The organism is Kitasatospora sp. NPDC093679, assembly GCF_040683455.1.
GTDB lineage: Bacteria > Actinomycetota > Actinomycetes > Streptomycetales > Streptomycetaceae > Kitasatospora > Kitasatospora arboriphila.
In genome coordinates this window covers 40432-62653 of record NZ_JBFBDW010000038.1, presented here as the reverse complement: position 1 = coordinate 62653, position 22222 = coordinate 40432, and the positions used below count along the sequence as shown (strand labels likewise).

Sequence of the window (22222 nt, the reverse complement as noted above, 5' to 3'; positions counted from 1 at the left end):
GGCCGGGGACCGGCGCGGCTCCCCTCCCGCCCAGCCCGCCCCGCCGACCAGGAAGGCCTTCGCTCCCGTGTCCAGTCGCCGGCGTCGCCGCCCCGCCGCTCTCCTGATCGCCCTGCCGCTACTCCTGGCCGGCTGCGCGAGCGCCGCAGCCCCGAACCCCGGCGTGGACGGACCGCCGACCGCGCCGGTGACGCCGCCGCCGGTCTCCGCGACACCGACCCTCGCGTCGGCGAACGACAAGCCCCTGCCGCTGGACGCCTACCTGCTGAACCCGCAGCAGGCGTCCGAGGTCGCCAAGGCGCAGCAGGAGCTGGTGTCCCGCTGCATGAAGCGGTTCGGGTTCACGTACACGCCTCCCGGCTCGGCCGACCAGCAGCGCGACAGCGACGCCCCCGCCAGCCGGGTGGACGGGCGCTACGGGCACCAGAGCGCCGCGTTGATGGCGAAGTGGGGGTACCACCCGGAGGGCGGGATCCGCGCCACCCCCGACGTACCGGGCGGCGGCTGGACGACCACGCCGGAGATGGCCGCCGCCGAGCGCGGCGTGTCCGACCCCAAGCAGCGGCTCGGTCCCGGCGGGCAGGTGGTGAACGGGCAGACGGTGCCGGAGCACGGCTGCGTCGGGGAGTCGGTGAAGCAGCTGACCGGGGCCGTCAACGGCCGGGTGGGCGACGCGCAGACCGCCGACGACATCAAGTTCTCGACCCTGAAGGACTCTCAGGAGGACGCCCGGACACGGGCGGTGTTCGCCCGGTGGTCGCAGTGCATGAAGGGCAGCGGGTACGACTACCCGGACCCGCTGGCGGCGGTCGGCGACCCGGAGTGGCGGAGGACCGCGCTGCCCACCGAGCGCGAGGTGCGGGTGGCGACCGCGGACGCGGCCTGCCGGGCGGAGTACAACGTGGTCGGCGTCTGGTACGCGGTCGACTACGCCTACCAGGAGCAGGCGATCAAGGCCAACGCCCCGGCCATGGCTGCCGCCAGGACCGCCCTGGAGACCCAGGTCCGGGCGGCCGCCCGGGCGCTGGCCGGCTGACGCCCCCGGAGCCCGGACCCCGGCCCCCGGACCCGCGACTGTCGGCGCCCCCACTGCCGACAGCCCGGTCCACGCCGGCGGTCCACGCCGGTGGTCCTCGGTCGTCGTCCTCGACGGTGCGACGTTCTGCGGCGCGTGGTCAGTCCCAGGCCTCGGGGTCGCCGGGGCTTGGCGGGGGTCCGTTGCGGAAGGCGTCGATGCCGAGGGCGGTGCTGACGAGGCCCATCAGTGCGAGGACGGCGGGGACGAGCAGCCGGGACCAGCCGAGCTGGCTCGGGAGCAGCGCGTGGCCGGGGCGGCCGAGGACGGTGACGGTGTCGCCCGGGACGAGGTCGTCGGGGGCGGAGCCGAGGTCGTCGAGGGGGACGGGGTCCGGGGCGGCGACGGTGATGACGCGGGCCGTGGTGCCGCGGGCCGTGCGGTCGTAGGCCGCCACCAGGACGGTCGCCCGGACGTGCGGGGCTCCGGCGTACTCGACGTGGGCCGCGATGCCCGAACCGCCCATGAGGACGGCGGCCAGGAGGAAGACCGGGCCGAGCACGATGTGGAGCTTCGGATCCTTGGCCGTGTGCACGGTCCCCCCTGACTCTTCCGGTTCCTGCGCGGTCCGGGGCCGCCCGCGCCCGCGGCGGAGCCGCCGGTCGACGGAGTCCCCGGTCCCGTCCCGGGCGGTGTCGTCCCGGCGCCCACGGCGTCCCGCGCTACGACGGCGCTACCGGGGCGATACGGGCCGTCCCCATGATGGGGCCGCAACCGCCCGGAGACCACAGACGGGACCGCTCTGACCGAACGCCGGAGGTACCGGCGTCGCAAGGAGGAACGAGATGCGCATCAGGAAGCTCCTCGCCGCGGCCGGCGTGGCCGCCGCCGTTGCCACGACCGGCCTGGCCACGGCGGACACCGCCTCGGCGATCAACTACGACTGCAACGGCGAGACCCACGCCGTCTGCCTCTACTACAACTCCAGCGCCTACGGCTACGGCGCCTACTTCCAGCAGGGCGGTGACATCCACGACTACGGGGCCTACTGGTTCCAGCCCGGCCTCAACGGCAGCAACGGTGTCGGCAACACGGTGAAGAACCACGCCGCGGCCGTGGACAGCTGGTACGGCGGCAACTTCGTCGTCTACTACAACAGCTGGTACGACTGCCGGTACGCCTGCCAGACCATCCCGGCCTGGAAGACCGTGGACCTCAACAGCACGCTGAAGAACAACAACGCCTCGGGCGCCTTCCACTGAGCCCGCCCGAGCCCGCCCGGGTCCGTGTCCGGGCCCGGGTGGCTCACGCGGTGGTCCCCGGCCGTCCCCACCGGCCGGGGACCACCGCGGCCGCCGATCCGCCGAGTCCTCCTCGCGAGAGAGGTCCCACCCGTGTCACGACGCCCGCGCCGCACCGCCCTGCTGATCGCCCTGCCGCTCCTGCTGGCCGGTTGCGCGGGCGCGGTCGCGGAGCCGAAGCCCGGCACCGCCTCCCCGTCGCGCACGGACCCCGTTCCCCCGGTCTCCGCCGTGCCGGCGCTCGACTCGGCCAACGACAAGCCGCTGCCCCTCGACGGCTACCTGCTCAACTACGAGCAGCAGACCCAGGTCGAACAGGCGCAGGCCAAGCTGGTCACCGCCTGCATGACCCGGCTCGGGTTCACCTTCGCCTTCCCCGCGTCGCCCAGGGAACTGCGCGGCAGCGACGCTCCCACCACCCGGATCGACGGCCGCTACGGCCCGCAGAACGCCGCGACGATGGCGACCTGGGGCTACCACCCGGAGGGCGGCGTCCCCGCCGAGAAGATGCAGCCCCGGTCGGCCCCGGCGCCGACGTCACGGGAGGAGACGATCGCGGAGACCGGCTCCTCGGACCCGAAGCAGCGGTTCGGCCCGGGAGGCCAGCTCGTCAACGGCCGCAAGGTGCCCGACCACGGCTGCTTCGGCGAGGCCAACCAGCGGCTCACCGGTGCTGCGGACGGGCAGATCGGCGACCCGCAGACGGCCGTCACCCTCAAGTTCCGCACGCTGAGCGAGTCCCAGCAGGACACGCGCACCCGGGCCGCGTTCGCCCGGTGGTCGCAGTGCATGAAGGGGAGCGGCTTCGACTACCCGGATCCGGTGGCGGCGATGGGCGACCCGGAGTGGAACAGGACGCCCGTGCCCACCCCGCACGAGATCCGGGTGGCGAAGGCGGACGCGGCCTGCCGGCACGAGCACAACGTGGTGGGCGTCTGGTACGCGGTGGACTACGCCTACCAGCTGGAGGCGATCGCCGCCGAGGGGAAGGCGATGGCCGAGGCCAAGGCCGGCCTGGAGACCCAGGTCCGGGCCGCCCGCCAGGTCCTGGCCTCCTGAGGAGCCGTCTCATCGGGGCTTGCGGGCTGCTCGCGTGACGGTCGTGGAGCGCCCGGTGCCGGACGGGCCGGGAAGTCGTTCCGGGGATGATTCCCGGGGGGACGGCGGGGGCGTCGTTCCCGGCCGGGGCCCGGGGCCGCCGCGCCGGGGCGGCGCCGGGAGACCCGGTCACCGCCCCGGTGGCGGTCAGACGGTCGCCACGCCGTTCGAGTAGCCCTTCATGAAGTAGGTGCCGAATCCGTTCTGCACGGGATCGCCGCTGTTGTTGACGCAGTGCAGGATGCCTCCGCCGCCGGGGCCGTTGAGGCACACGGTCATCAGGTCGGTGAGGACGACACCGGGGGTGTCGGGGACCTCGTAGGCCCGGTCGGCGTAGATGTCGGCCTGCAGGTTGAAGAAGCAGTAGCTGCCCAGGCCCCAGGCCCGGTGGTCGGTGACGGAGTCGGCGACCTTGTACGCGGCGTAGCCGCGGGTGCCGTGGTGGACCCAGGCGGACTGGGTGGGGACGTCGTAGGGGTGCTCGTTCTGGAAGAAGTAGGTGCGGCCGTGGTTGCCGTTCCAGAGCACCTCGTACTTCTGGAAGTGCTCGGCGAACAGGCCGTAGGTGGTGACCCGGTCGCCGTTGACGAGGAAGCCGGTGCCGGCGGGGTTGACCGACCAGCCGACGCTGCCGTCGAGGCCGTGGTCCGCGCGCCAGACCCAGATGTGGTCGACGATCACGTCGTTGCTGTCGATCCGGATGGCGACCTCGGTGCCGCCGGCCACGACCCCGCCGATCCGGGCGAAGACGTCGAAGAGCGCGGTGGGGCGGCCGGAGTGGTTCCGGCGGCTGCGGCCCTCCCCGACCCGGAGCAGCACCGGGGAGCCGGCGGAGGCGGCCTCCAGGAGCAGGCCCGCGACGGTGACGTCGTCCACGTCGGCGACCTCGACCAGCGAGTTCCCGTTGACGGCCTGCAGGGTGGCCAGGCCCAGGCCGAGCACGACCGTCCCGGGCCGGGTCACCTGCAGCGGGGCGGAGAGCGGGTAGATGCCCGGGGTGAACAGCAGGTGCCGTCCTTGGGAGAGGGCGCGGTTGAGGGTTCTGGCGGAGTCGCCGGGCCGGGCCACGTGGAACGCGGACAGCGGGATGCCGTGTCCGGCGGTCTTGCCGGAGGCCCAGGTCGTCCCGGTGGAGTCGTGGCGCAGGGCGGGGACGAAGACGTGGTACGAGCCGTGGGCGTCCACGGTGAGGAAGGGCTTCTCCCGGACGACGGGGGTCCGGTCGACGTTGGTCATCGGCGGGCTGGGGAAGCTCTGGGCGGGAGCGCCCTGGGTGCCGACGAAGACCATGTTCCAGTTGGCGCCCGTCCAGCTGCCGAAGGTGTCGTTGCGGGACAGCCACTGCTGCTGCGAACCCGACTCGACCTGGCCGTCCACCACGCTGTCGGCGAGGAAGCCGCCGCTGGACCAGCGGTTGCCGGGCGGGCTGGGCCACAGGGTCATGTTGCCCTTGACGTGGGTGCGGCGCATCGGGGCCGCCTGCGAGACCGCCCACCGCTCCAGGCCGTCCGGCGGGACGATGCAGAGGTTCTCGGCGGCCCGCCAGAAGTTCTGGGTGCCGTTGCCCTGGAACCACTGCGCGTCGGCGGTGACGTGCCCGTTGATGACGACGTCGTCGGGGCTCTGGCCGAGGCCCAGCACGTGCGTGTAGAAGCCGACGTTGATGTCGACGTTGTAGGTGCCCGGCTTGAAGGCGAGGGCGTACCGCTCCGTGCCGAACTGGTTGGACTCCTGGATCTTGAACACGGCGTCGACCCGGGCCTGGATCGCCGCGTCGCCCATGGAGGGGTCGAAGACCAGGACGTTGGTGCCCAGGCCGGTGGTGCCGCGGGCGTCCGGCGCCGCGGAGGCCGGGCCGGTCGCGAGAGTGCCGGCCACGGGCAGTGCGGCGGCGACCGCTGCACCGCGGAGCACGGTCCGGCGGGTCGGGGTGACAGACATAACTCTCCCTGGCGTGGATGGGTGGGGAGGGGTCCGGAACCGGCCCCCGATGCCGTGAGAGCGCTCTCTCACTCGCGGTGGAGAGTGAAGCACCGGGGCGATGCGGCGTCAATAGGCGGCATTCGTGGGACGGTTCGGACGTGGAGGTGCCCGTGGGACGGGACCGGCGGTCGCTCGGGACGGCCGCCCGCCCCGGCGCGGGCCCACCGGCAGCGGGTGCGCCCGCGCCGGGTTGCGGCGGATGCGGGGCCGGGGCGTCATGTCAGGAGGGCCACGCCGACCGTCGCAGGAGGTGCGGCGCCGTTCCGTGGCGACTCGAGAATGTCGGAGACCTTCGTGCAGACCGTACGCACCTCGCAGCAGATCACCCAGGACGTCATCGCCTACATGGAGCCCGCCCTGCGGGCGGCGGTGGCCCGGCTCGACGAGCCGGTCCGGCGGATGACGGAGTACCACTTCGGGTGGGTCGACGCCGAGGGCCGGCCGACGTCACCGGTCGGGTTCCGGCGGCGGCCCGCGCTGGTCGCCCTGCTGTGCGCGGGCAGCACCCCGCAGGCGTGGGACGCCGCCCGGACGGCGGCCCTCGCCGGCACCCTGATGTCGGCCGCCGGGACCGTCCACGACGACATCGTCGACCGGGAGATGCTCCGCAAGGGCCGGCCCACCCTCTGGGCGGCCTTCGGCGCACCGGCCGCGATCCAGGCCGGGGTCGCCGTGCACTGCCTCGCGTTCGAGCTGCTCGCCGAGGTGGGCGACCGGGTCTCCACCGAGCTGATCGGCCGGGCCGCCCGCGCGATCCGGGAGTGCTGCTCGGGACAGGTCCGCGACCTGGAGTCCGAGGGCACCTCGCGGATGAGCCCGGACCTCGCCGTCGAACTGCTGGAGAAGACGATCGCCCTGCCCACCGCCGGGGTCTGCCTCGCCGGCGCCCTGGTGCGCGGCGCCGGCGAGGACGAGCTGGCCGCCGCCGAGCGGTTCGGCTACCACGCCGGGATGGCGATGGCCTTCTTCGACGACTGGGAGGGCGTCTGGGGGACCTCCCGCGACGCCCTCGAGGACCCGCTGGCCGACCTGCGGCGACGCAAGTCCCGGGCCTTCGTCGCCGTCGCCCTCCAGGCCGGCGGGCCGGCCCGCGACCAACTGGCCGCCTTCTACGACGACACCGCCGAGCCCACCCTCGACCGGCTCCGGCACGTCGCCGACCTCGTCGAGGAGTGCGGGGGCCGCACCTGGCTGGAGGAGCGGATCCGGGAGCACGTCCGGCTGGCCCACGCGGCCCTGCCGCAGGCCGTGCCGGACCCGGTCGCGCAGGCCGAGCTCGCCGCGTTCGTCGCCGCCCTCGCCGACGAGCTGACCTGACCGGCCCGCCGCCGACGGCCCCGGCACCATCGGGGTCGGCCGGCCGCACCGGTGCCGGTGCCGGGGGTCACGCCGGCACCGCGTCCAGGAAGGCGAGCACCCGGGGCCAGCCGGCGGCCTGGGCGGCGGCGTTGCCCGCCCGGGTGCCGCCGAGCAGGTCGACCCGGCCGCTGGTCGGGTCGACGAACCGCGTGGGGGCGGACAGGTACGGGAAGGTGCCCACTCCGTGGCCGGCGTCCGGGTACACCAGCGCCTGCCGGGGCTTCGCGCCGGGCACCGCCGAGCCGATCGCCCGCGCCCGGCCCGGCGCCGGCCAGAGCTGGTCGGACTCGCCCGCGACGGCGAGGATCGGGCCGCTGACCCGGTCCAGCGGGATCGGCTGCCGCGGCACGGCACGGCCCTCGACCGTCCAGGCGTCGCCGCCGTTCGGCAGGCCGGGATTGACCTGCGCGGAGGGCGAGTAGACCACGGCGCCCCGGACGAGGTCGGGGTAGTCCTGGGCGAGCAGCAGGGCGGCTTCGCTGCCGCGCGAGTACCCCATCACGACCACGGGCGCCGACGCCGCCGCGGGCTGCGCGGCGAGCAGGCGCGCGGCCGTCCGGAAGTACTCGAGCGGCACGTCGTACAGGGTGGCCGGCAGCCCCGGCTCGGCGAAGTAGGCGACCGCGAGGGCCGGATGGCCGTGCGAGGCGAGCAGCGCCGCCGTGTACCGCTGACTGTCGCCGCCCTCCGAGCCGCCGAAGACCAGCACCGCCGACTTCGCCGGGGTGCCCGGCGGCGGGAGGAACAGCCGGCCGTCGACGTGGTCGCGGGCCACGGTCAGCCGTTCGGTGGACACCCCGGCGCCCGTCCACTGCCGGGTGAGCGTCCGGCCGGCCAGTTCCCGGCCGTGCGCCGTCACGGTGATCCGCACGTCGAAGGAGGGCCGCGCTTCGGGGAAGGCCGGCAGGAATCCCGTGCGGTCGGCGGGCCGGCCGACCGGGTCCATCGACCAGAACAGCCCCATGCCGTCGGCGGCGGCGTACGATCCGCCGGCGAGCTGGGCCGCCGTGTCGAGTGCCACGGTGCCGTGCCGGTCGGCGCGGAACACGGCGTGGGCCTGCCACTGCTGCCCGCGGTGGTCGTCGGCGGACGAGGTGACGGTGACCTGCTCGCCCCCGGCGAGTCCGGTGATCCGCAGATGCACCGGCGCGTCGGCGAGGGTCATCGCCTCGGCCTCGACACCGGCGGGTCGGTCCGCGCCCGCGGAACAGCCGGCCGCCACCGGCCCGAACAGCACGGCCAGCGCCACGGCGGCGGTTCGCACCGTTGCCTTCATCGGCCCCGAACGAGTGATGGACACTCATTCTCGACCCCGGGAAAAGCCGTTGGTCAAGGGATCGGCCGAGCCCACCGCGGACCACCGGGCCGGCGGACCCCGGCCGTGCTCCCCAGGGCGGAAGTCGCCGATCCGGGCGGGAGTATTCCGCGGCCGTGCGGGCACATCCTGCTGCAGACGTCGGTTCACGCCGGCTGCCGATCACGACCGCATCCACCGGTCGGGAAGGGAGCTCCGGTGGACATCCGCAGCACCGCCCGCGCGACCACCGCCCGGGGCCCGCGGCGCCGCGTCCGCGCCCGGATCGGGCTGCCGCTCGCGGCGGCCGGGGCCGGCATCGGACTCGCGTCCCTCCAGGGCTGTGCCGGCAGCACCCCGGAACCGAGGACTCCGACCGCGTCCACCGCCCCGGCACCGGGCGCGCCTGCGCCGTCCGACGCGCCGGAGTCCGGACTGCCAGGAGTGCCGGGAGTACCCGGTCTCCCGAACCCGCTCGACAACGTCGGCACGGCGGGCAACACCCTCGCCGTGAAGATCGACAATGTCGGCGCCCGGGTCCAGTCGATCCAGCAGGGACTCGCCCGCGCCGACGTCGTGTACTGGATCCAGGTCGAGGGCGGCCTCTCCCGGTTCCTCGCCGTGTACGACGCGAACCACCTGCCCGCCCTGATCGGCCCGGTGCGCTCCGCCCGGCAGACCGACATCCCGCTCCTGCAGCAGTACGGGCACCTGGACTTCGCCTACAGCGGCGCCATCGGCGGTCTCCTTCCGCTCCTGGAGCGGGCCGACGTACAGAACGTCACCCCGTCGAACGACCCCGGCGCGTTCACCCACGACGCCGTGGACCCCACCTTCCTCGACCCGCACCAGGTCCTCGCCCGCTTCCCGTCCGTACCCGCCCGCTCCCCCGGTTTCGTGTTCGGCGCCGCACCGGACGGCGGCAGAACGCTCGACGCCATGACCTGGCACCTGCCCTCCGCGTCCATCGCTGTGCGCTTCGACGGCAGCACGTACGGCGTCGCGGTGGACGGCCACCCGGCCTGGTCCGGGACGGCGACCGTCGTCGTCCAGCACGTCAGCACGGTGCCCGGCCTCTTCACCGACTTCAACGCCGGCCATCCCGACAACGAGGTGTTCACCCTGACCACCGGCGCGGGCCGGGCGGAGGTGCTGCGCGACGGCCGGGTGTGGGACGTCGGCTGGAGCCGTCCGGACCCCGCCGCGGGCACCTCGTTCACCCTGCCCGGCGGCGGCGCGATGACGTTCGCCACCGGTCCCGTCCTGGTGCTGCTGGTACCGTGAGCGGCCCACAACGGCCGGCCGACCCGTGCCGCGGTCGGCGGCAGTTTTTCCGTGAACATTCGCGCGATTTCCGTTATCCCCGGCCCGGATGAGGGTCTCCTGTCCGGAAGGGCAGTCGACCGGTCGACGGAGGAGAGCAGATGACGGAGTACCCGAGCGGGGAGCCTGCGGGCCGGTACGGGCCCGGCCCGTCCACGCGCCGGGCGGGCGGCGGGTCGCACCGGCGGGCGGTGCCCGGCAGGCACCGGGCCGGGTCCGGGGCCGCCGCCAAGCCCCTGCTCGCGGTGGTCGCCGTGGCAGCAACGGCCACCACCGCGGTGGTCGGCGGCAGGATGGCGCTCTCCTCCGGCCCGCAGGACACCACGACGGCCGCCGCACCGGAACCGCAGCTGCCGACCGTCGACACGGCGGGGACGCCGAGCCGGTCGGCCGTGCCGTCGGCGGCCGCGTCCCCGCAGACCACCACCGGCCCGACCCGGCTGCCCGGCGCGTCCGCCACCACCACCGTCCCCGTCCAGCAGCGCGTCACGGCCACGGCGGCCCCGACCAGGACCCGGGCGGCCGCACCCCCGACAAGGACGGCCCGGCCCACCACCACCGGCTCCGGTTCGGGTTCGGGTTCCGGCTCCGGCTCCGGCTCGGCCGCGGACGCAGCGGCGAACCAGGTGCTCAACCTGATCAACCAGGCGCGTGCCGCCCAGGGCGTCGCCCCGCTGCAGATGCTCGCCGGTCTGCAGACCAGCGCGAACGCCCACAACCACACCATGGCGGCCGGCTGCGGCCTCCAGCACCAGTGCCCGGGCGAGGCCGCCTTCGGGGACCGCGAACACGCCGGCGGCGTGCAGTGGAGCACCGCGGGCGAGAACATCGGCGACGGCGGTCCGGTGGCCGACACCACCGACGGCATGGCCGGCATGGCACTCGGCCTCACCAACGACATGCTCGCCGAACAGCCGCCCAACGACGGACACCGCCGGAACATCCTCAACCCGGCCTTCCACCACGTCGGGATCAAGCTCCTCCGCGACTCCTCCGGCACCCTGTGGATGACCCAGGACTTCTCCGACTGACCCCGTACGCGGACCCCGCACCGGCCGGCGGCACGCCCGCACCCCGGCCGGTGCGGGCGTCGGGCCGGGACGGAGTCGGCAGGCGGCGGGGTCTAGCCGGCAGCCCCGGTGCGCGGGCGCCCGCCGGTGGCCGGGCCGGCCGCCATCCCCAGGCCGGCGCGGGCCCGCACCAACAGGGCCACGGCGCAGCGCAGGTGGCGGTTGACGACGGGCAGGAGGGTGCCGCGGAAGCGGTCGGCCGCGCGCAGTTCGGCGGCGACTTCCTGCAGGAGGGTCGCCGCGTGGCGGATCCCCTCGCCCCGGTCGCTCGTCCGGTACTCGCCCGCCAGGGCGGCCGCGGTACGGGCGAGTTCGCCGGTGCCGGGATCCTCCAGCGGGTCCGCACCGAAGTACACCAGCAGGACTGTCAGTTGGGCCAGTAGATCGTCCCTGCGCCCCACCCACCATACGCTCACGCTGTGATCATCGCCCATCACGCAGGGTGCAGGGTCGAGAACCGGCCACCCGGGGCGATGCCGCTCCCGGCGCCGGCCGGGTGACGACCGGCAGCACGGGGCGGTTCGACGTCCGGCGGTCACGCTCCTCCACGGGTCGGGCCGGCCGCCGCGAACGGGGCACCCGCCCCGGAGGCCCGAAGGCCGGCTCCGTGATCTGACGTGATTTCGGCGCCCGCGCCGTGGACGGCGGCGGTGGACGGCTCCAGGCCGGCTCGCCCGCTTCCGTCCCGTGTCGGGTCCGTCAGTTGCAGTCGTCGGCCGACGGGTTGCACGGCTTCACGTCGTGGATGCCGGGAAGGGCGCCGATCCGCTCGCGCAGGATCAGGATGTCGAGTTCGGCGCGCGGGGTGCCCGGGGAGAACTGGACGGTCATCCTCCCCTCGCACCCCGGGCCCTTGACGGCGGATCAGAAGCCGCGCGTCACTCCCCCGGCGCGACCAGGAGGTCCTCCAGGGCCGCGACCACCATCGGCCATGCCGCGGAGCGGGGGTCGACGAGGTCGAAGTGGCCGCAGTTCCCGGGGGTGAGGAGACGGGCACCGGCGGCCTCGGCGTACTGCCGGGCCATCTCCACGGGCAGGTTCTCGTCCTGTTCGCCGTGCACCACCACCGTCGGCACCTCGACCCCGCCCAGGGCGGCCGGGTCGGCCGCGGCGTAGCGTTCGGCGAACTGCGCGGGACCGCCGCCGAGCAGGTCGGCCACGGCTCCGCGACCGGAACCGAGGTCATGGGCCCAGCGCAGGTCCGCGGCCGGAGCCAGGGCGACCACGCCGGTGAGCCGGGGCACGTCGACGGTGCGGCCCGGCGATCCCTCGGGCAGGCGGTGGCGCAGGCCGGCCCACAGGGCCAGGTGTCCGCCCGCCGAGTGTCCGAGCAGCAGCACGCGGCCGGCGTCCACCGCCCCGCCGGCGATGCGGCCGACCTCCTCGGGCAGCACGTCGACGGCTCGGGCGACGTCGAGGAACGTCGTCGGCCAGCCGCCGTCCCCGCCCACCCGCCGGTACTCCACGTTGGCCGCCGCCCAGCCGCGCGAGGCCAGGTCCGCGGCCAGTGGCGACAGTTCGGCACGGCCGTACGGCTCACGCCAGAAGCCGCCGTGCAGCAGCAGGACCAGTGGTGCCGGCGCCCGGCCCCGGCCGGACGGTGGCAGGTGGAGGTCCGCCACCTGGTCCGGGTGCGCTCCGTACGCGACGGTCGTCATGACCGGCTCTCCGTTCGTCGGGGAGGAAGCAACCAGGCCATGGTCGTCCAACACGCCGCCGCGGGCCGCCGGTTCGCGATCACCTGCTCCGCAGGCTCTTTCCTGACGCACCGTCATAGTCCCTGGCGGGTGGCGGACCCACCGTTGACCGGTGATCGGCCCCGGGCGGATCGGAAGCTGCGCATGACGTCACTTGCGACCGCCGGGCAGCCGGACGGGGTTCCTGCTCGGGTGGAGCCTGTTGGCGATCGGCCCGGCCCTCCGTGCCTGACCGCCGGGCGTCGAAGGGCGCCGCGGCCGTCCGTCTCCGCCCGGGGCGACTCACATCATCCGCTCGGCCGTCTCCGCCCGTGCCCGCAGCGCCGCCGCTTCCTCGTGCGCGCCGCGGGCGTCGAGGAGGTGGGCCCGGTACTCCATGGCGTAGGCATCACCCAGCGACTCGGCGCGCAGGAAGGCCTGCACGGCCCGGTCGGGGTCGCCGTGGTCCCGGAAGGCCACGCCCAGGGCGGTGATGGGGTAGGCCTCGTCCTGGTCGAGGATGAGCGGGGCCCAGCGGTCGACGGTCGGCCGGTCGCCGCGGTCGAGTGCCTGGCGGACCAGGCCGAGCATCGCGTCGGGGTCGCCCAGAGCGGCGCTGCGTTCCCAGATCACCTGGGCGCGGTTGGTGTCTCCGGCCAGCGAGTGCAGGGTGCCGAGGTTGAAGCCGGCGCCGACGTTGCCGGCGTCCCAGGCCCTGGTCAGCCAGGCGAGTGCCCGGGCGCGGTCGACCGCGATCAGGGCCGCGCCGAGGTTCGCCATCGCCAGGACGTCGCCCGACTCGGCCTCCGTCTCCAGCTCGGCGAGTTCGGCGGGGACGGGCCGTCCCACCGAGGCCATCGGGATCCGGCGCGAGACGATCTCCTCGCCCCGGCCGCCCTCGGTGCCGCGACGACGGCGGAACCGGCCGAGCATCAGCGACCGCCCGGCAGGTGGGGCAGGACCGGCCCGCGGAGGGTGCGCACAGGGGGAATCGTCATGGGCCGATCGTGCCATCCCGGCCGTGGGTGCCCCGCAGTCGGGTGGGGGTCCGGGCATCCGGCACTCGAGGACGTTGTACGAAACCACGGCGTCGACGCTGCCGTCCGGCAGCGGGAGCCGGCCTGACAGGTCCGCCACGACGACCGCGGCGCCGCCCGGATGGTCCGCCAACAGCTCCCGGGCGGCCCCGACAGCCGCCGCCGACCGGTCGAGGCCGATCAGCCGGGCACCCGGGAACCGGCGTGCGAAGGCCGCCAGCGTGGGGCCCCTGCCGCAGCCCAGGTCGGCGACGCGGCCGTCGGACCGCAACGCCGCCGAGTCCACCAGGTGCTCGTGGACCGGTTCGTCGGCCTCCGACATTCGTTCTCCTCCCTGCCCGCTCGACGTCGTCACCGGCCCCGCCGGGGTACCCGGGACCGTAACGGTCCGGGCGCGGGTCCGGGCCTCAGCCGGCCCGGCCCGGCCGGGCCTGGGCGGGCAGCTTCTCCGCCCTGACCCGGGCCCAGTGGAACAGCCCCACCGCCACGACCGCGCCGACCGCGGCCGCCCGGCCCAGCGAGTCCACCGTCCCGCCGCGCAGTGCCGCGGAGAACGGCAGCGCCAGCAGCGGCACGGCCACGGCGGGGCCCGCCGCGTACCAGGCCGCGAACGCCGCGATGTTGCCGGCGCCACCGCCGGTCGCCTGCGCCGGGCGGTACAGCAGGTCGCGGCGGGCCGCGCCCCGGCAGGCGTTCACCAGGCCCGCGCCGACCAGTGCGGGAACGGCGGCCGGTGCCAGCCAGGCCGCCGGACCGGCACCGCAGAGCACGGCCACCGTGCTCCCCGCCGCGCCGAGCAGCGCGCCGAGCACGGTGGGGACGACGGCGTGGCGCAGCATCAGGCCGGCGAACGGGAACGGCGTCCAGGAGGCGCGGCGCACGTCGTCCGTGTCGATCCGGGCGGGCTCCAGCAGTTGGGCGACGGCGAGGTGGCCGAAGACCAGGGCGAGTCCGGTGGCGGCCAGCGAGACGTTCCACCGGGCGGCGTGGGCGGGCACGGCGCACAGCAGTGCCGGCACGGTCAGCAGCACCGCCCGGCCGAGGCGCGCGGGCGAGCGGAGGAGGGCGAGCGTGTCCCGCCAGTACACGACGAGCCAGGCCCTGCGGGGCGCGGGCAGCCGGACCTTCAGCCGGCGGTCACCGCCGGTGGCGGTGTTCACGGCGAGCCGTGCGGCGCGCGGTTCGACCGTCCGCAGGGCGGCGAGGACGCTCGCGGCGTTCCTGGCCCGTTCCCGCAGCAGGGTCAACGACACGGTGCCGGCGGTACGATCGGCCCGCACCAGGCAGACGACGGTCGACACGATCAGCAGGGCGGCGGCCGCCCGGCTCCCCGGGACGGCGGCGGGCGTCGGCGCGAGGGCGGCGATCCCCGCCCAGCCCCACGGGCCCGACCACAGCACGACCCGGTCCAGCCAGTGGACGGAGTGCCCCGCGGCGGCCAGGGCGCTCTGCGCGGCGAACCCGAGGACCAGCACGGTGGCGTACGGGGTGAGCCGGCGCGCCAGGCGGGCGGCCCGCTCGCTGCGCTCCACCGACAGCGCGGCGCAGACACCGAGCAGCGGCAGGCACGTCCCGCCGATCAGGCACCAGGCGAGGGCGGCGGGCAGCCCGGCCCGGACGGTCAGTCCGAGCACGACCATGGCGCCCGCGGACGCCACGATCCCGGGGAACACCGCGAGCCCGCAGGACAGCCGGAACCAGGGCCGCAGCACCGGCCCGGGGCGGACCGGGTGGACGAGCAGCCAGTCGATGGTGGCCCGCGGCGGCACGACCGGGCCGCGCCAGAGCCCGTCGCGCACGGCGAGCAGCAGGACGGCCAGCCCGACGGCCGCGACGCCGCCCGGCACGGCGGCCAGCAGCGCGGGGCCGCCACCGGTGTAGTCGGCGCCCATCGCGGCCTGCAGGAACAGGCCCAGGCTCGGCACGCCTCCCCAGACGACCAGGATCAGCACGGTGCAGTAGAGCGCGTACGCGACCTGGCGCACCCGGTTGAGACGGTGCGGGGTCCGAAGGGAGCGCAGCAGGGCCAGCGCCTCGTCGGTCCAGTCGTCGTCGTCGCTCCACTCGGCGGGCGGGGCGTCGGCCGCGAGGGCCGGTTCCTCGGGCCCGTCCTCCGCGGTGACCGCCGGGCCGTCCGTGGCGCTCACCGGCCCTCCCCGGCGTGCACGTCGCCTGCGGACCCCGCGGACCCGGCGGACCCGGCGGCCGGGAGCTCCGCGAGCAGCAGTTCCGCGGCCAGCATCGCCTCGGGGACGCCCTGCCGGACGACGCGGCCGTCCTCCAGCACCACGACCCGGTCGGCCACCGCGAGGGCGAGGTCGGCGTGGTGGGTGACCAGCAGCACCGCCACGCCGTCCGCGAGTTCCGCCTTGAGCAGGTCGGCGAGGCGCCGGCGCGCGCCGGGGTCGAGGCGCTGCTCGGGCTCGTCCAGGAGCAGCAGGTCCCGCGGCCGGACGAGTGCGCAGGCCAGCAGCAGGGACTGCATCTGCCCGGAGGACAGGGCGGAGGTCAGCGCGTCCGCCCGCTCGTCGAGCATCCGGTCCTCCAGCACCTGCTGGACCCACGCGGCGGCGTCGGCGATCCCGTGCGCGACCGCGACCAGCAGCAGGTGCTCGCGCACCGTGAGATCGGGGTAGCAGGCGACGGTGTCGCCGACGACCGCCACCCGGGCCCTGATCCGCGGGTCGTTCTCGTCCATCGCCAGGCCGTCGAACCGGACGGTGCCCCGGCTCGGCAGGTCACGGCCGGCCGCGAGCCGCAGAAGCGTCGACTTGCCCGACCCGTTGTGGCCGACCAGCGCCACGCACTCACCCGCGGCCACCGACAGGTAGACCGGTTGCAGGACCTCCCGGTCGCCGTACGAGCGGCTCACCCCGGTCAGTTGCAGCAGCGCGGGCCGCGTGGTGGCGTGCGGCTCGGCCGCGTTCTGAACCATGGTGGGCACCTCTCGACGATCGACCGGATCACAGTACCGACCGGCCGCCGGTGCCCGTGGGCCGCGGCCCTGTCGGCCCGGTTCCCGGTCGTGACGGTGGCCGGCGCATACCGTTGGTCGGGTCGGGGCGGCCGAGGCGGACGTGGAGGCGGCGCGGATGAGGGTCGTGTTCGTGCACGGGGCGTGCGTGCGGGACGGGTCGTGGTGGTGGCACCGCACGGCTGGGCTGCTGCAGGAACGAGGGGTGCGGAGCGTGGCTCCGGCGCTGCCGAGCTGCGGCGAGGCGGGCACGCCCGGAGGCACCGGCGGTCCGGGGCTCTCCGAGGACGTCGCGTCGGTACGGCGGGCCCTGCTGGACGGCGACGAACCCACCGTGGTGGTCGCCCACAGCTACGGCGGCATCGTCACCGCGGAGGCCGCCGCCGGTGTCGGGGCGGTGCGCCACCTGGTGCTGGTCTCCGGCTACCTCCCCGAAGTGGGGCAGAGCCTGTCGGACTTCGGGGACGGCACGCCCGCCCCGTTCCTCGACGTCGACCCCGCCGCCGGCACCTTCGGCGTCCGCCCCGACCTGCTCGTGGACACGTTCCTCCAGGACTGCGACCCGGACGTCCGGGCGCAGGCCGCGGACCACCTCGCCCGGCAGAGCGTCCGGGTGCTCGGGCAACCGGTCGGCGCGGCCGCCTGGCAGCAGCTGCCCTCCACCTACCTCGTCTGCACCCGCGACCGCGGCACCCCGCCGCCCCTGCAGCGCGACTTCGCCCGCCGCGCCGACGACGTCGTCGAACTCGACGCCGGCCACCACCCGTTCCTGTCCCGCCCCGCAGCCGTCCGCGACCTGCTGCTGGGCCTGTGACGGCGCCCCGGGCCCCGGGCAGCAGACCCTGATCTCGGCGTGCCGAGGTCGGAGGGAGCGGTGGGAGGGAGAAGGAAGCAGGATGGTCCACATCCCTCCCGTGGACGTCATGCCGCTGCGTTCACACTGCTTTGCGGGGCGTCTTCCTTGGAATGCGGCGTTATGACGCCCCGCCCACGCGTACGGTCCATCTCGCGCCATTCCGGCCGCAGGCCGGCCAGGTTCGTGGTGAGGAAGTACGCGGTGCCGCAGGCGAGCAGCACCGGCACGAGTCCGGCGGCGGTCACCGCCGCCCCGGCGAGCAGTCCGCCGAGAGGGATGCCGGCCCAGGACAGCGAGTCGCCGAGGGCGTTGACCCGGCCCAGCATCCGGCGTGGCACCCGCTCGACGAGGACGGCCCCCAGCACCGGGTTGACGAAGCCGGTACCGAATCCACTGACCGCGAAGACGGCCAGTACCACCCACTGCGGGGCGTCGAAGGCGAGGACCAGGAACCTCGGTGCCCCGGCCAGCAGGAACCCGGCGAGAACCACCGGCCGCCGCCGCAGGCGGTGCGCGACCACCGCGGCGATCAGGCTCCCGCCGACCGCCGCGGCCCCCATCACGCTGCCCATCAGACCGATCGCGGTCGGCCCGCTGCCGGACTCCGCGGCCCAGACGGGTACGAGCACCGAGGTGACCGCCGCGTCCAGCAGGTTGGTGATGCTGCACATGACGATGGCGGTGAGCAGCAGCGGCTCGCCGCGCAGGAAGGTGAAGCCCTCGCCGAACCGTCGCCAGTAGCCCGGCCCCGTTTCCTCGGCCCGGGAGGGGGCTTCCCCGACCGCGTGCCCCATGCCGCGAGGCAGCGCGAGTTTGACGATCACCGATCCGAGGGCGAAGCAGCACGCGTTGACGGCGAGTCCGGTCAGGGGGCCGAGCAGCGCCACCAGGGCCCCACCGACCGCCAGGCCGACGGTGGAGGCGAGCCGCTCGATCACACCGGCCAGACCGGTGGCCCGCTCCAGTGGTACACGGCCGCGCTCGGCCGCTTCCGGGACCATCACCTCCTTGGCGAGGTCGCCGGGGCCCCGGGCCGCGCCGATCAGCGCGACCAGAACCAGCAGAAGGGGAAAGGTCATCAGGTCCAGGGCATGGAGCAGGGGGACCGCGGCGGCGGCGGTCGCGCTGGCCAGATCGGTGGTCCAGGAAACGGCACGCGGGCCGATCCGGTCCACCAGCGGCCCGGTGAACGCCTTGACCACCACGTAGGGCGCCATCTCGCAGAAGGCGACCAGTCCGGTCCGGGTGGCGCTTCCGGTCGTGACGAGGACGAACCAGGGCAGTGCCACTACGGAGATCCGCGTGCCGGTCAGCGACACGACCATGGCCGCCAGCACCCCGCTCAGCGGGCGTAAGGACCTCGTGCCGGGCATGCCGCCGGTCTCCGCGGTGTCGTCGGTCATGATGTCGGGTTTCCTTCCTCTTCCTGAGTGCCGGAGGGGAGCGGCGACGCGGCAGGCGCATCCGGTTCGGGCAGGATCTGCGTGATGACGCCGACCCGCTCGGCACCCTCCGGGGCGCTTGCCGCCGCCTCGGGCGTGTCCCTGCGGTACCGGGAGACGACGGCCCTCAACTCCCGCCGCAGGGCGCCAGCCTCTTCGGGCGTGAGCCGCAGGGCCCGGTCGCTCATGTCGAAGGTGTCCCGCCACGCACGGGGCATCGTCTGCAACTCGTTCAGCGTCTGCTGAGTGCGCATGGTGTAGGTGGTGGCGACGGATTGCAGGAAGGCCAAGGTGGCCTCGGGCTCCCGATCGGCCAACTCCCGGTCGTTGAGCTCCGTCATCTGATGGACCGAGCGCCACCAGCGCTCTCGCGCGTTGCCGCGCTCAGCGTCCTCCTCCACGAGACCGGCCGCGCCGAGCTGGCGCAGGTGATAGCTGGCCGTCCCGGAATTCACGCCCAGCCGCTCCGCGAGACGGGTGGCCGTCGATGGGCCGTACTTCCGCAGCAGCCCCACCAGTTGCACGCGCACCGGATGCGCCATGGCACGCAGCCCCTTGGCATCCAGGACAACGGAATTCTCTTCGGGGTTCGGGCCCTCCGGCCCCTTCGTCGCGTCGGTCACACCGCACAGACTAAACCGCAAAGACTTCTTCGCAAAGAGTTCTTCGCGAAGAAGTCTTTGCGATCTGCTGCGTGAGCCCCGTCGCTGGACCGCCCCGGCCGCCCCGTCCAGGACCTCATCGCGATCGTGTCCGGCCTGCGCAAGCGCGGGGTCGGCTCCACCTCGCTGCGCGAGGCGCTCGACACGACCACCCGGCGGGCGCCACGCCCGCGACCTGTCCGCCCGCCCGGAGAACACCGTCACCTCGATCGCGAAGCCCCTCGGCGCCTCCCGCAACACCACCCACGACCACCTGCCGGAACCGAAGGGCGGCCGTCCGGCGCTCGCCGAGTCGACCATCACGGTCGTCCGACCGGTGGTGCCCGACCGGCGGTGCGCGGCGGGCCACCCTATCGTTCGTGGACGGGGGACCGAGCGGACTCAAGGTGTGCATGATGCCGAGACACCCAGGCCGGACGACCGCCGCCGTGCTGCTGGCCGTGGTCGCGGCCCTCACCGCGTCGGCCGCCCCCGGGTACGCGGCCGCCGACCCGACCGCGCTCTGTGCGTTGGCGCAGCAGTCGCTGGAGGCCGGCCACCTGGCGCAGGCCACCGCTCTCTACACCCAGACGGAGGACGGCAACCCGCTGCCCTGCGCGTCGCTCGGTCTCACGCTGGTCGCCGCGCACCGCCAGGTCGCGGCCCAGGCGACCGCCGCCGGGCAGGAGTTCCTCCAGGCGGGTGACCTCGCGGCGGCCGAAAGGAAGTTCCGGGAGGCGCTGGGCAACGACGCCGAGAACGCCGAGGCGGCGGCCGGCCTCGACGCGATCACGGCCCGCCAGCAGGATCTGGCCCTCTCCCGCTGGGACCTGTTCTACGACCGCTGGGTCCTGCCGATGACCCAGCTGTTCACGGCCGCCGCCATCCTGCTCCTCGCCCTGGTGGCGCTGAGCGGGCTGCTCACGGGCGTCGTGGTGAAGGTCGACTCGATCGCCTGGCCCCGGCCGTGGCGGATCTCGCTGGGCATCGCCGGCTACTTCCTGCTGATCGGGTCGGCCCTGATGTTCACGGTCTACCAGATGTTCCACCCCTTCGACCCGGGCGAGCTCAGCGACTGGCCGGCCGACCTGACCGTGCTGGTCGTCCTCCCCACGGCGGTCACCCTCGCGGCCGCCTGGACCCACGGCCGCTACCGGTTCGCCTCCGAGCGGGAGTCGCGCCGGCAGACGCTCGGGCGGCTGCTCCGCGCCTGGTGGCCCACCCTGGCGGGGGCGTTCACCTACTGGGGGCGGCTGCTGGTCCCGCTCCTGGCCGTCGGCGGCCTCGGTCTGCTGCTGCGCACGGTCGTCCTGGACGACCCGGGCCGACGACTCCTCACCACCTACGCGGTGCTCGCGCTCGACGGGATCCTGCTCACCGCGGCGACCTTCGGCCAGAACCTCCGCGTCCAGGTGTCGGTGCAGTCCCCGGACGGCGAGAACGACGCGGTGGCCACCGACTACCTGCTGGCCCGGGTCCAGGACCTCGGCATCGACACCCCGCCGATGCGGCTGCGGGCGATCACCAGCTCCATGCACCTGAGCACGATCAAGACCGAGGACCTCAGCGCCCTGCCGAACGGGAAGATCGCCGCGGCCCTCTCCGGCCTCTTCTTCGCCGTCCGGCCGGACCTCACCTGGCGGGTGCGGGCCGCCATCATGGACGACAACCGGATCACCGTGACCCTCTCCCGCAACGGCCGCCACGCCGAGAGCGACATCTTCAGCCGCGCCGAGCTGTTCCTCCCGCTGGGCAGGAGCGAGGACGCCCGGGAGCGCGCGAAGGCCCAGCTGCTCACCGGCGCCGCCGCGGTGACGCTGCTGCGGCTGAGCCGGGCGCACCCCCGGCTCAGGAACCAGCTCTGCGGTGCCACCAACTGGCGGAGCGTCACCCTGCAGGTGATCGCGACCAGTCGCTCGCTCATCGACGATCCCGGCCTGCGGACGGCGCTGCTGGCCAGGGCCGTCGACGAGGACCCGGGCAACATCCTCGCCCGCGTCGACCACCTCTGGGCCCTCCAGGACGCGACGCGGCACGACAGCTACGCCTACCGGCAGCTGGCCGACGCGGCGGACGAGCAGCTGGCCGTCGTCAAGGCGCTCTGCCCCGACGTCCTGGTGATCCGTGCGCTGTACCGCAGCGCCTCCCAGTGGATCAACCGCTGCGCGGCCACCGGCGGCCGGGACATGGACGCCTCGAGCAAGGCCAAGAGGGCGGTCGAGGAACTGGCGCGCAAGTGCGTGGAGACCGACACGGACGACGTGGAGCACATGACCCTCGCCCGGCAGATCCGCCCCGTCGCCGAGGCCATGGAGCACGAGATCGCGGCGCTCTCCGGCGTGTGGTCGGCCCGCCACCCCTTCATGAGGTCCGCGCCCCCGCCGCGGCTGGCCTACGAGTACGCCCGCCTCGCCGGCCTCGACCCGCGGCGCCCCCGGGTGTCCGACCGCACCGCCATCCACTACCTGCGCATCGCCCTGCCGACCGAGGCGCTCAGGGCCGAGGCCCGCAAGGACCCCTGCCTCGCCGGGCTGCACGACAGCAAGGAGTACCAGGAGCTCACGGCCGCCGCCTCGACCTTCCTCGACCTCCCGGTCTTCGACTCCTGCCGACCGGCACTCGTCGAGGCCGGGCTCAGCGCCCCGACGGACTTCCTGCTCCGCACCGCGACCGCCCGTCAGCGCGCCGTCCTGGCCGAGTACCTCGACGTCTCACCGGTGCTGGTCGAACGGTTCGTCCAGATCGCCCAGCTGACCCAGCTCCACGACCGCCTGGACTGCGCCGCCACCCTGGGCCTGCTGGTGGAGTGCGGCATCGACTCCCCGGCCCGGCTGCTCGCGGAGTTCGCCCGGGACAAGGACAGGTTGTTCGAGGCCATCGGGGACGCGAACCGGGAAGGCCCGCGCATCCCGGAGGTCGACGACGTGGCGTCCTGGCTGCCGGACGCGGTCTCCACCGCCGCGGCCGCCCACCGCTCCCGGCGGGGCCGACGGGCGGCGGACCGGCTCGGCCGGATCGGCTAGGGCCTCCGGGCAGCGCATGCCGACGACCCGCGGCCGGAGCCGTGCGGCCCCGGACGGTGCGGGGCACGGGGTCGGAGGGGACGATCCGTCAAGTCCGGCCGGGTGGAACGGCCGGGGGCCGGGCCGGGGT

19 protein-coding genes are annotated in these 22222 nt (G+C 74.8%); 8 read left to right on the top strand and 11 right to left on the bottom strand.

The window, feature by feature from the left end:
- Positions 1-67 precede the first annotated feature (67 nt).
- Positions 68-1036 carry a hypothetical protein gene (locus AB0O09_RS26820; RefSeq protein WP_363545427.1) on the top strand — a complete coding sequence of 323 codons (969 nt, stop codon included), beginning with the start codon at positions 68-70 and terminating at the stop codon, positions 1034-1036.
- Between the two features lie 139 nt (positions 1037-1175).
- On the opposite strand, the gene AB0O09_RS26815 is transcribed toward AB0O09_RS26820, so the two are convergent.
- Positions 1176-1610: a hypothetical protein gene (locus AB0O09_RS26815; protein ID WP_363545424.1), complete on the bottom strand. Its 435-nt coding sequence runs from the start codon at positions 1608-1610 to the stop codon at positions 1176-1178.
- A gap of 250 nt (positions 1611-1860) precedes the next feature.
- On the opposite strand from AB0O09_RS26815, the gene AB0O09_RS26810 reads away from it, so the two are divergent.
- Both AB0O09_RS26810 and AB0O09_RS26805 read left to right on the top strand, forming a co-directional pair.
- Entirely contained in the window at positions 1861-2277 is a 417-nt protein-coding gene (locus AB0O09_RS26810; RefSeq protein ID WP_363545422.1) for a hypothetical protein, read from the top strand.
- A 132-nt stretch (positions 2278-2409) separates the two neighbouring features.
- Entirely contained in the window at positions 2410-3375 is a 966-nt protein-coding gene (locus tag AB0O09_RS26805; protein ID WP_363545419.1) for a hypothetical protein, read from the top strand.
- A gap of 186 nt (positions 3376-3561) precedes the next feature.
- On the opposite strand, the gene AB0O09_RS26800 is transcribed toward AB0O09_RS26805, so the two are convergent.
- On the bottom strand, positions 3562-5355 hold the full coding sequence (locus AB0O09_RS26800; protein ID WP_363545416.1) for an adenylyl cyclase: 1794 nt from the start codon (positions 5353-5355) through the stop codon (positions 3562-3564).
- Between the two features lie 336 nt (positions 5356-5691).
- Here AB0O09_RS26800 and AB0O09_RS26795 point away from each other — a divergent pair, with 336 nt between their 5' ends.
- The gene (locus tag AB0O09_RS26795) at positions 5692-6714 is read left to right on the top strand and encodes a polyprenyl synthetase family protein (RefSeq protein ID WP_363545414.1); all 1023 of its coding nucleotides are present in this window, start codon (positions 5692-5694) and stop codon (positions 6712-6714) included.
- A gap of 67 nt (positions 6715-6781) precedes the next feature.
- Here the strand turns inward: AB0O09_RS26795 and AB0O09_RS26790 are convergent, their stop codons facing one another.
- Positions 6782-8020, bottom strand: coding sequence for an acyl-CoA thioesterase/bile acid-CoA:amino acid N-acyltransferase family protein (locus tag AB0O09_RS26790; RefSeq protein WP_363545411.1), 1239 nt, complete (start codon positions 8018-8020; stop codon positions 6782-6784).
- A 249-nt stretch (positions 8021-8269) separates the two neighbouring features.
- Here AB0O09_RS26790 and AB0O09_RS26785 point away from each other — a divergent pair, with 249 nt between their 5' ends.
- Entirely contained in the window at positions 8270-9334 is a 1065-nt protein-coding gene (locus tag AB0O09_RS26785; protein ID WP_363545409.1) for a DUF3048 domain-containing protein, read from the top strand.
- Positions 9335-9474: 140 nt separating this feature from the next.
- Positions 9475-10404: a CAP domain-containing protein gene (locus AB0O09_RS26780; protein ID WP_363545406.1), complete on the top strand. Its 930-nt coding sequence runs from the start codon at positions 9475-9477 to the stop codon at positions 10402-10404.
- A gap of 92 nt (positions 10405-10496) precedes the next feature.
- On the opposite strand, the gene AB0O09_RS26775 is transcribed toward AB0O09_RS26780, so the two are convergent.
- The 6 genes from AB0O09_RS26775 to AB0O09_RS26750 form a co-directional block, all read right to left on the bottom strand.
- Complete coding sequence (locus AB0O09_RS26775) at positions 10497-10859, bottom strand: hypothetical protein (protein ID WP_363545403.1); 363 nt, start codon at positions 10857-10859, stop codon at positions 10497-10499.
- A gap of 283 nt (positions 10860-11142) precedes the next feature.
- Positions 11143-11274 carry a hypothetical protein gene (locus AB0O09_RS26770; RefSeq protein ID WP_363545400.1) on the bottom strand — a complete coding sequence of 44 codons (132 nt, stop codon included), beginning with the start codon at positions 11272-11274 and terminating at the stop codon, positions 11143-11145.
- Between the two features lie 47 nt (positions 11275-11321).
- Positions 11322-12101 (bottom strand): alpha/beta hydrolase fold domain-containing protein, encoded by a 780-nt coding sequence (locus AB0O09_RS26765; RefSeq protein WP_363545397.1) that lies wholly within the window; start codon positions 12099-12101, stop codon positions 11322-11324.
- 321 nt (positions 12102-12422) lie between these two features.
- A complete protein-coding gene (locus AB0O09_RS26760) occupies positions 12423-13478 on the bottom strand; it encodes a class I SAM-dependent methyltransferase (protein ID WP_363545394.1) in 1056 nt (351 codons plus the stop codon).
- Between the two features lie 85 nt (positions 13479-13563).
- On the bottom strand, positions 13564-15303 hold the full coding sequence (locus tag AB0O09_RS26755) for a hypothetical protein (protein ID WP_363545391.1): 1740 nt from the start codon (positions 15301-15303) through the stop codon (positions 13564-13566).
- Positions 15300-16091 (bottom strand): ABC transporter ATP-binding protein, encoded by a 792-nt coding sequence (locus tag AB0O09_RS26750; protein WP_363545388.1) that lies wholly within the window; start codon positions 16089-16091, stop codon positions 15300-15302. The genes AB0O09_RS26755 and AB0O09_RS26750 overlap by 4 nt, the downstream gene beginning before the upstream one ends.
- Before the next feature lie 157 nt (positions 16092-16248).
- Between AB0O09_RS26750 and AB0O09_RS26745 the strand changes: the two genes are divergently transcribed.
- The gene (locus AB0O09_RS26745; RefSeq protein ID WP_363545386.1) at positions 16249-16944 is read left to right on the top strand and encodes an alpha/beta hydrolase; all 696 of its coding nucleotides are present in this window, start codon (positions 16249-16251) and stop codon (positions 16942-16944) included.
- Between the two features lie 107 nt (positions 16945-17051).
- Here AB0O09_RS26745 and AB0O09_RS26740 read toward each other — a convergent pair whose 3' ends face one another.
- Positions 17052-18389 (bottom strand): MFS transporter, encoded by a 1338-nt coding sequence (locus tag AB0O09_RS26740; RefSeq protein ID WP_363545383.1) that lies wholly within the window; start codon positions 18387-18389, stop codon positions 17052-17054.
- Positions 18386-19051, bottom strand: a complete 666-nt coding sequence (locus AB0O09_RS26735; protein ID WP_363545380.1) for a winged helix-turn-helix domain-containing protein — start codon at positions 19049-19051, stop codon at positions 18386-18388. Before AB0O09_RS26735 ends, AB0O09_RS26740 begins: the two co-directional genes overlap by 4 nt.
- Positions 19052-19485: 434 nt before the next feature.
- On the opposite strand from AB0O09_RS26735, the gene AB0O09_RS26730 reads away from it, so the two are divergent.
- Positions 19486-22092, top strand: coding sequence for a hypothetical protein (locus AB0O09_RS26730; protein WP_363545378.1), 2607 nt, complete (start codon positions 19486-19488; stop codon positions 22090-22092).
- Positions 22093-22222 lie beyond the last annotated feature (130 nt).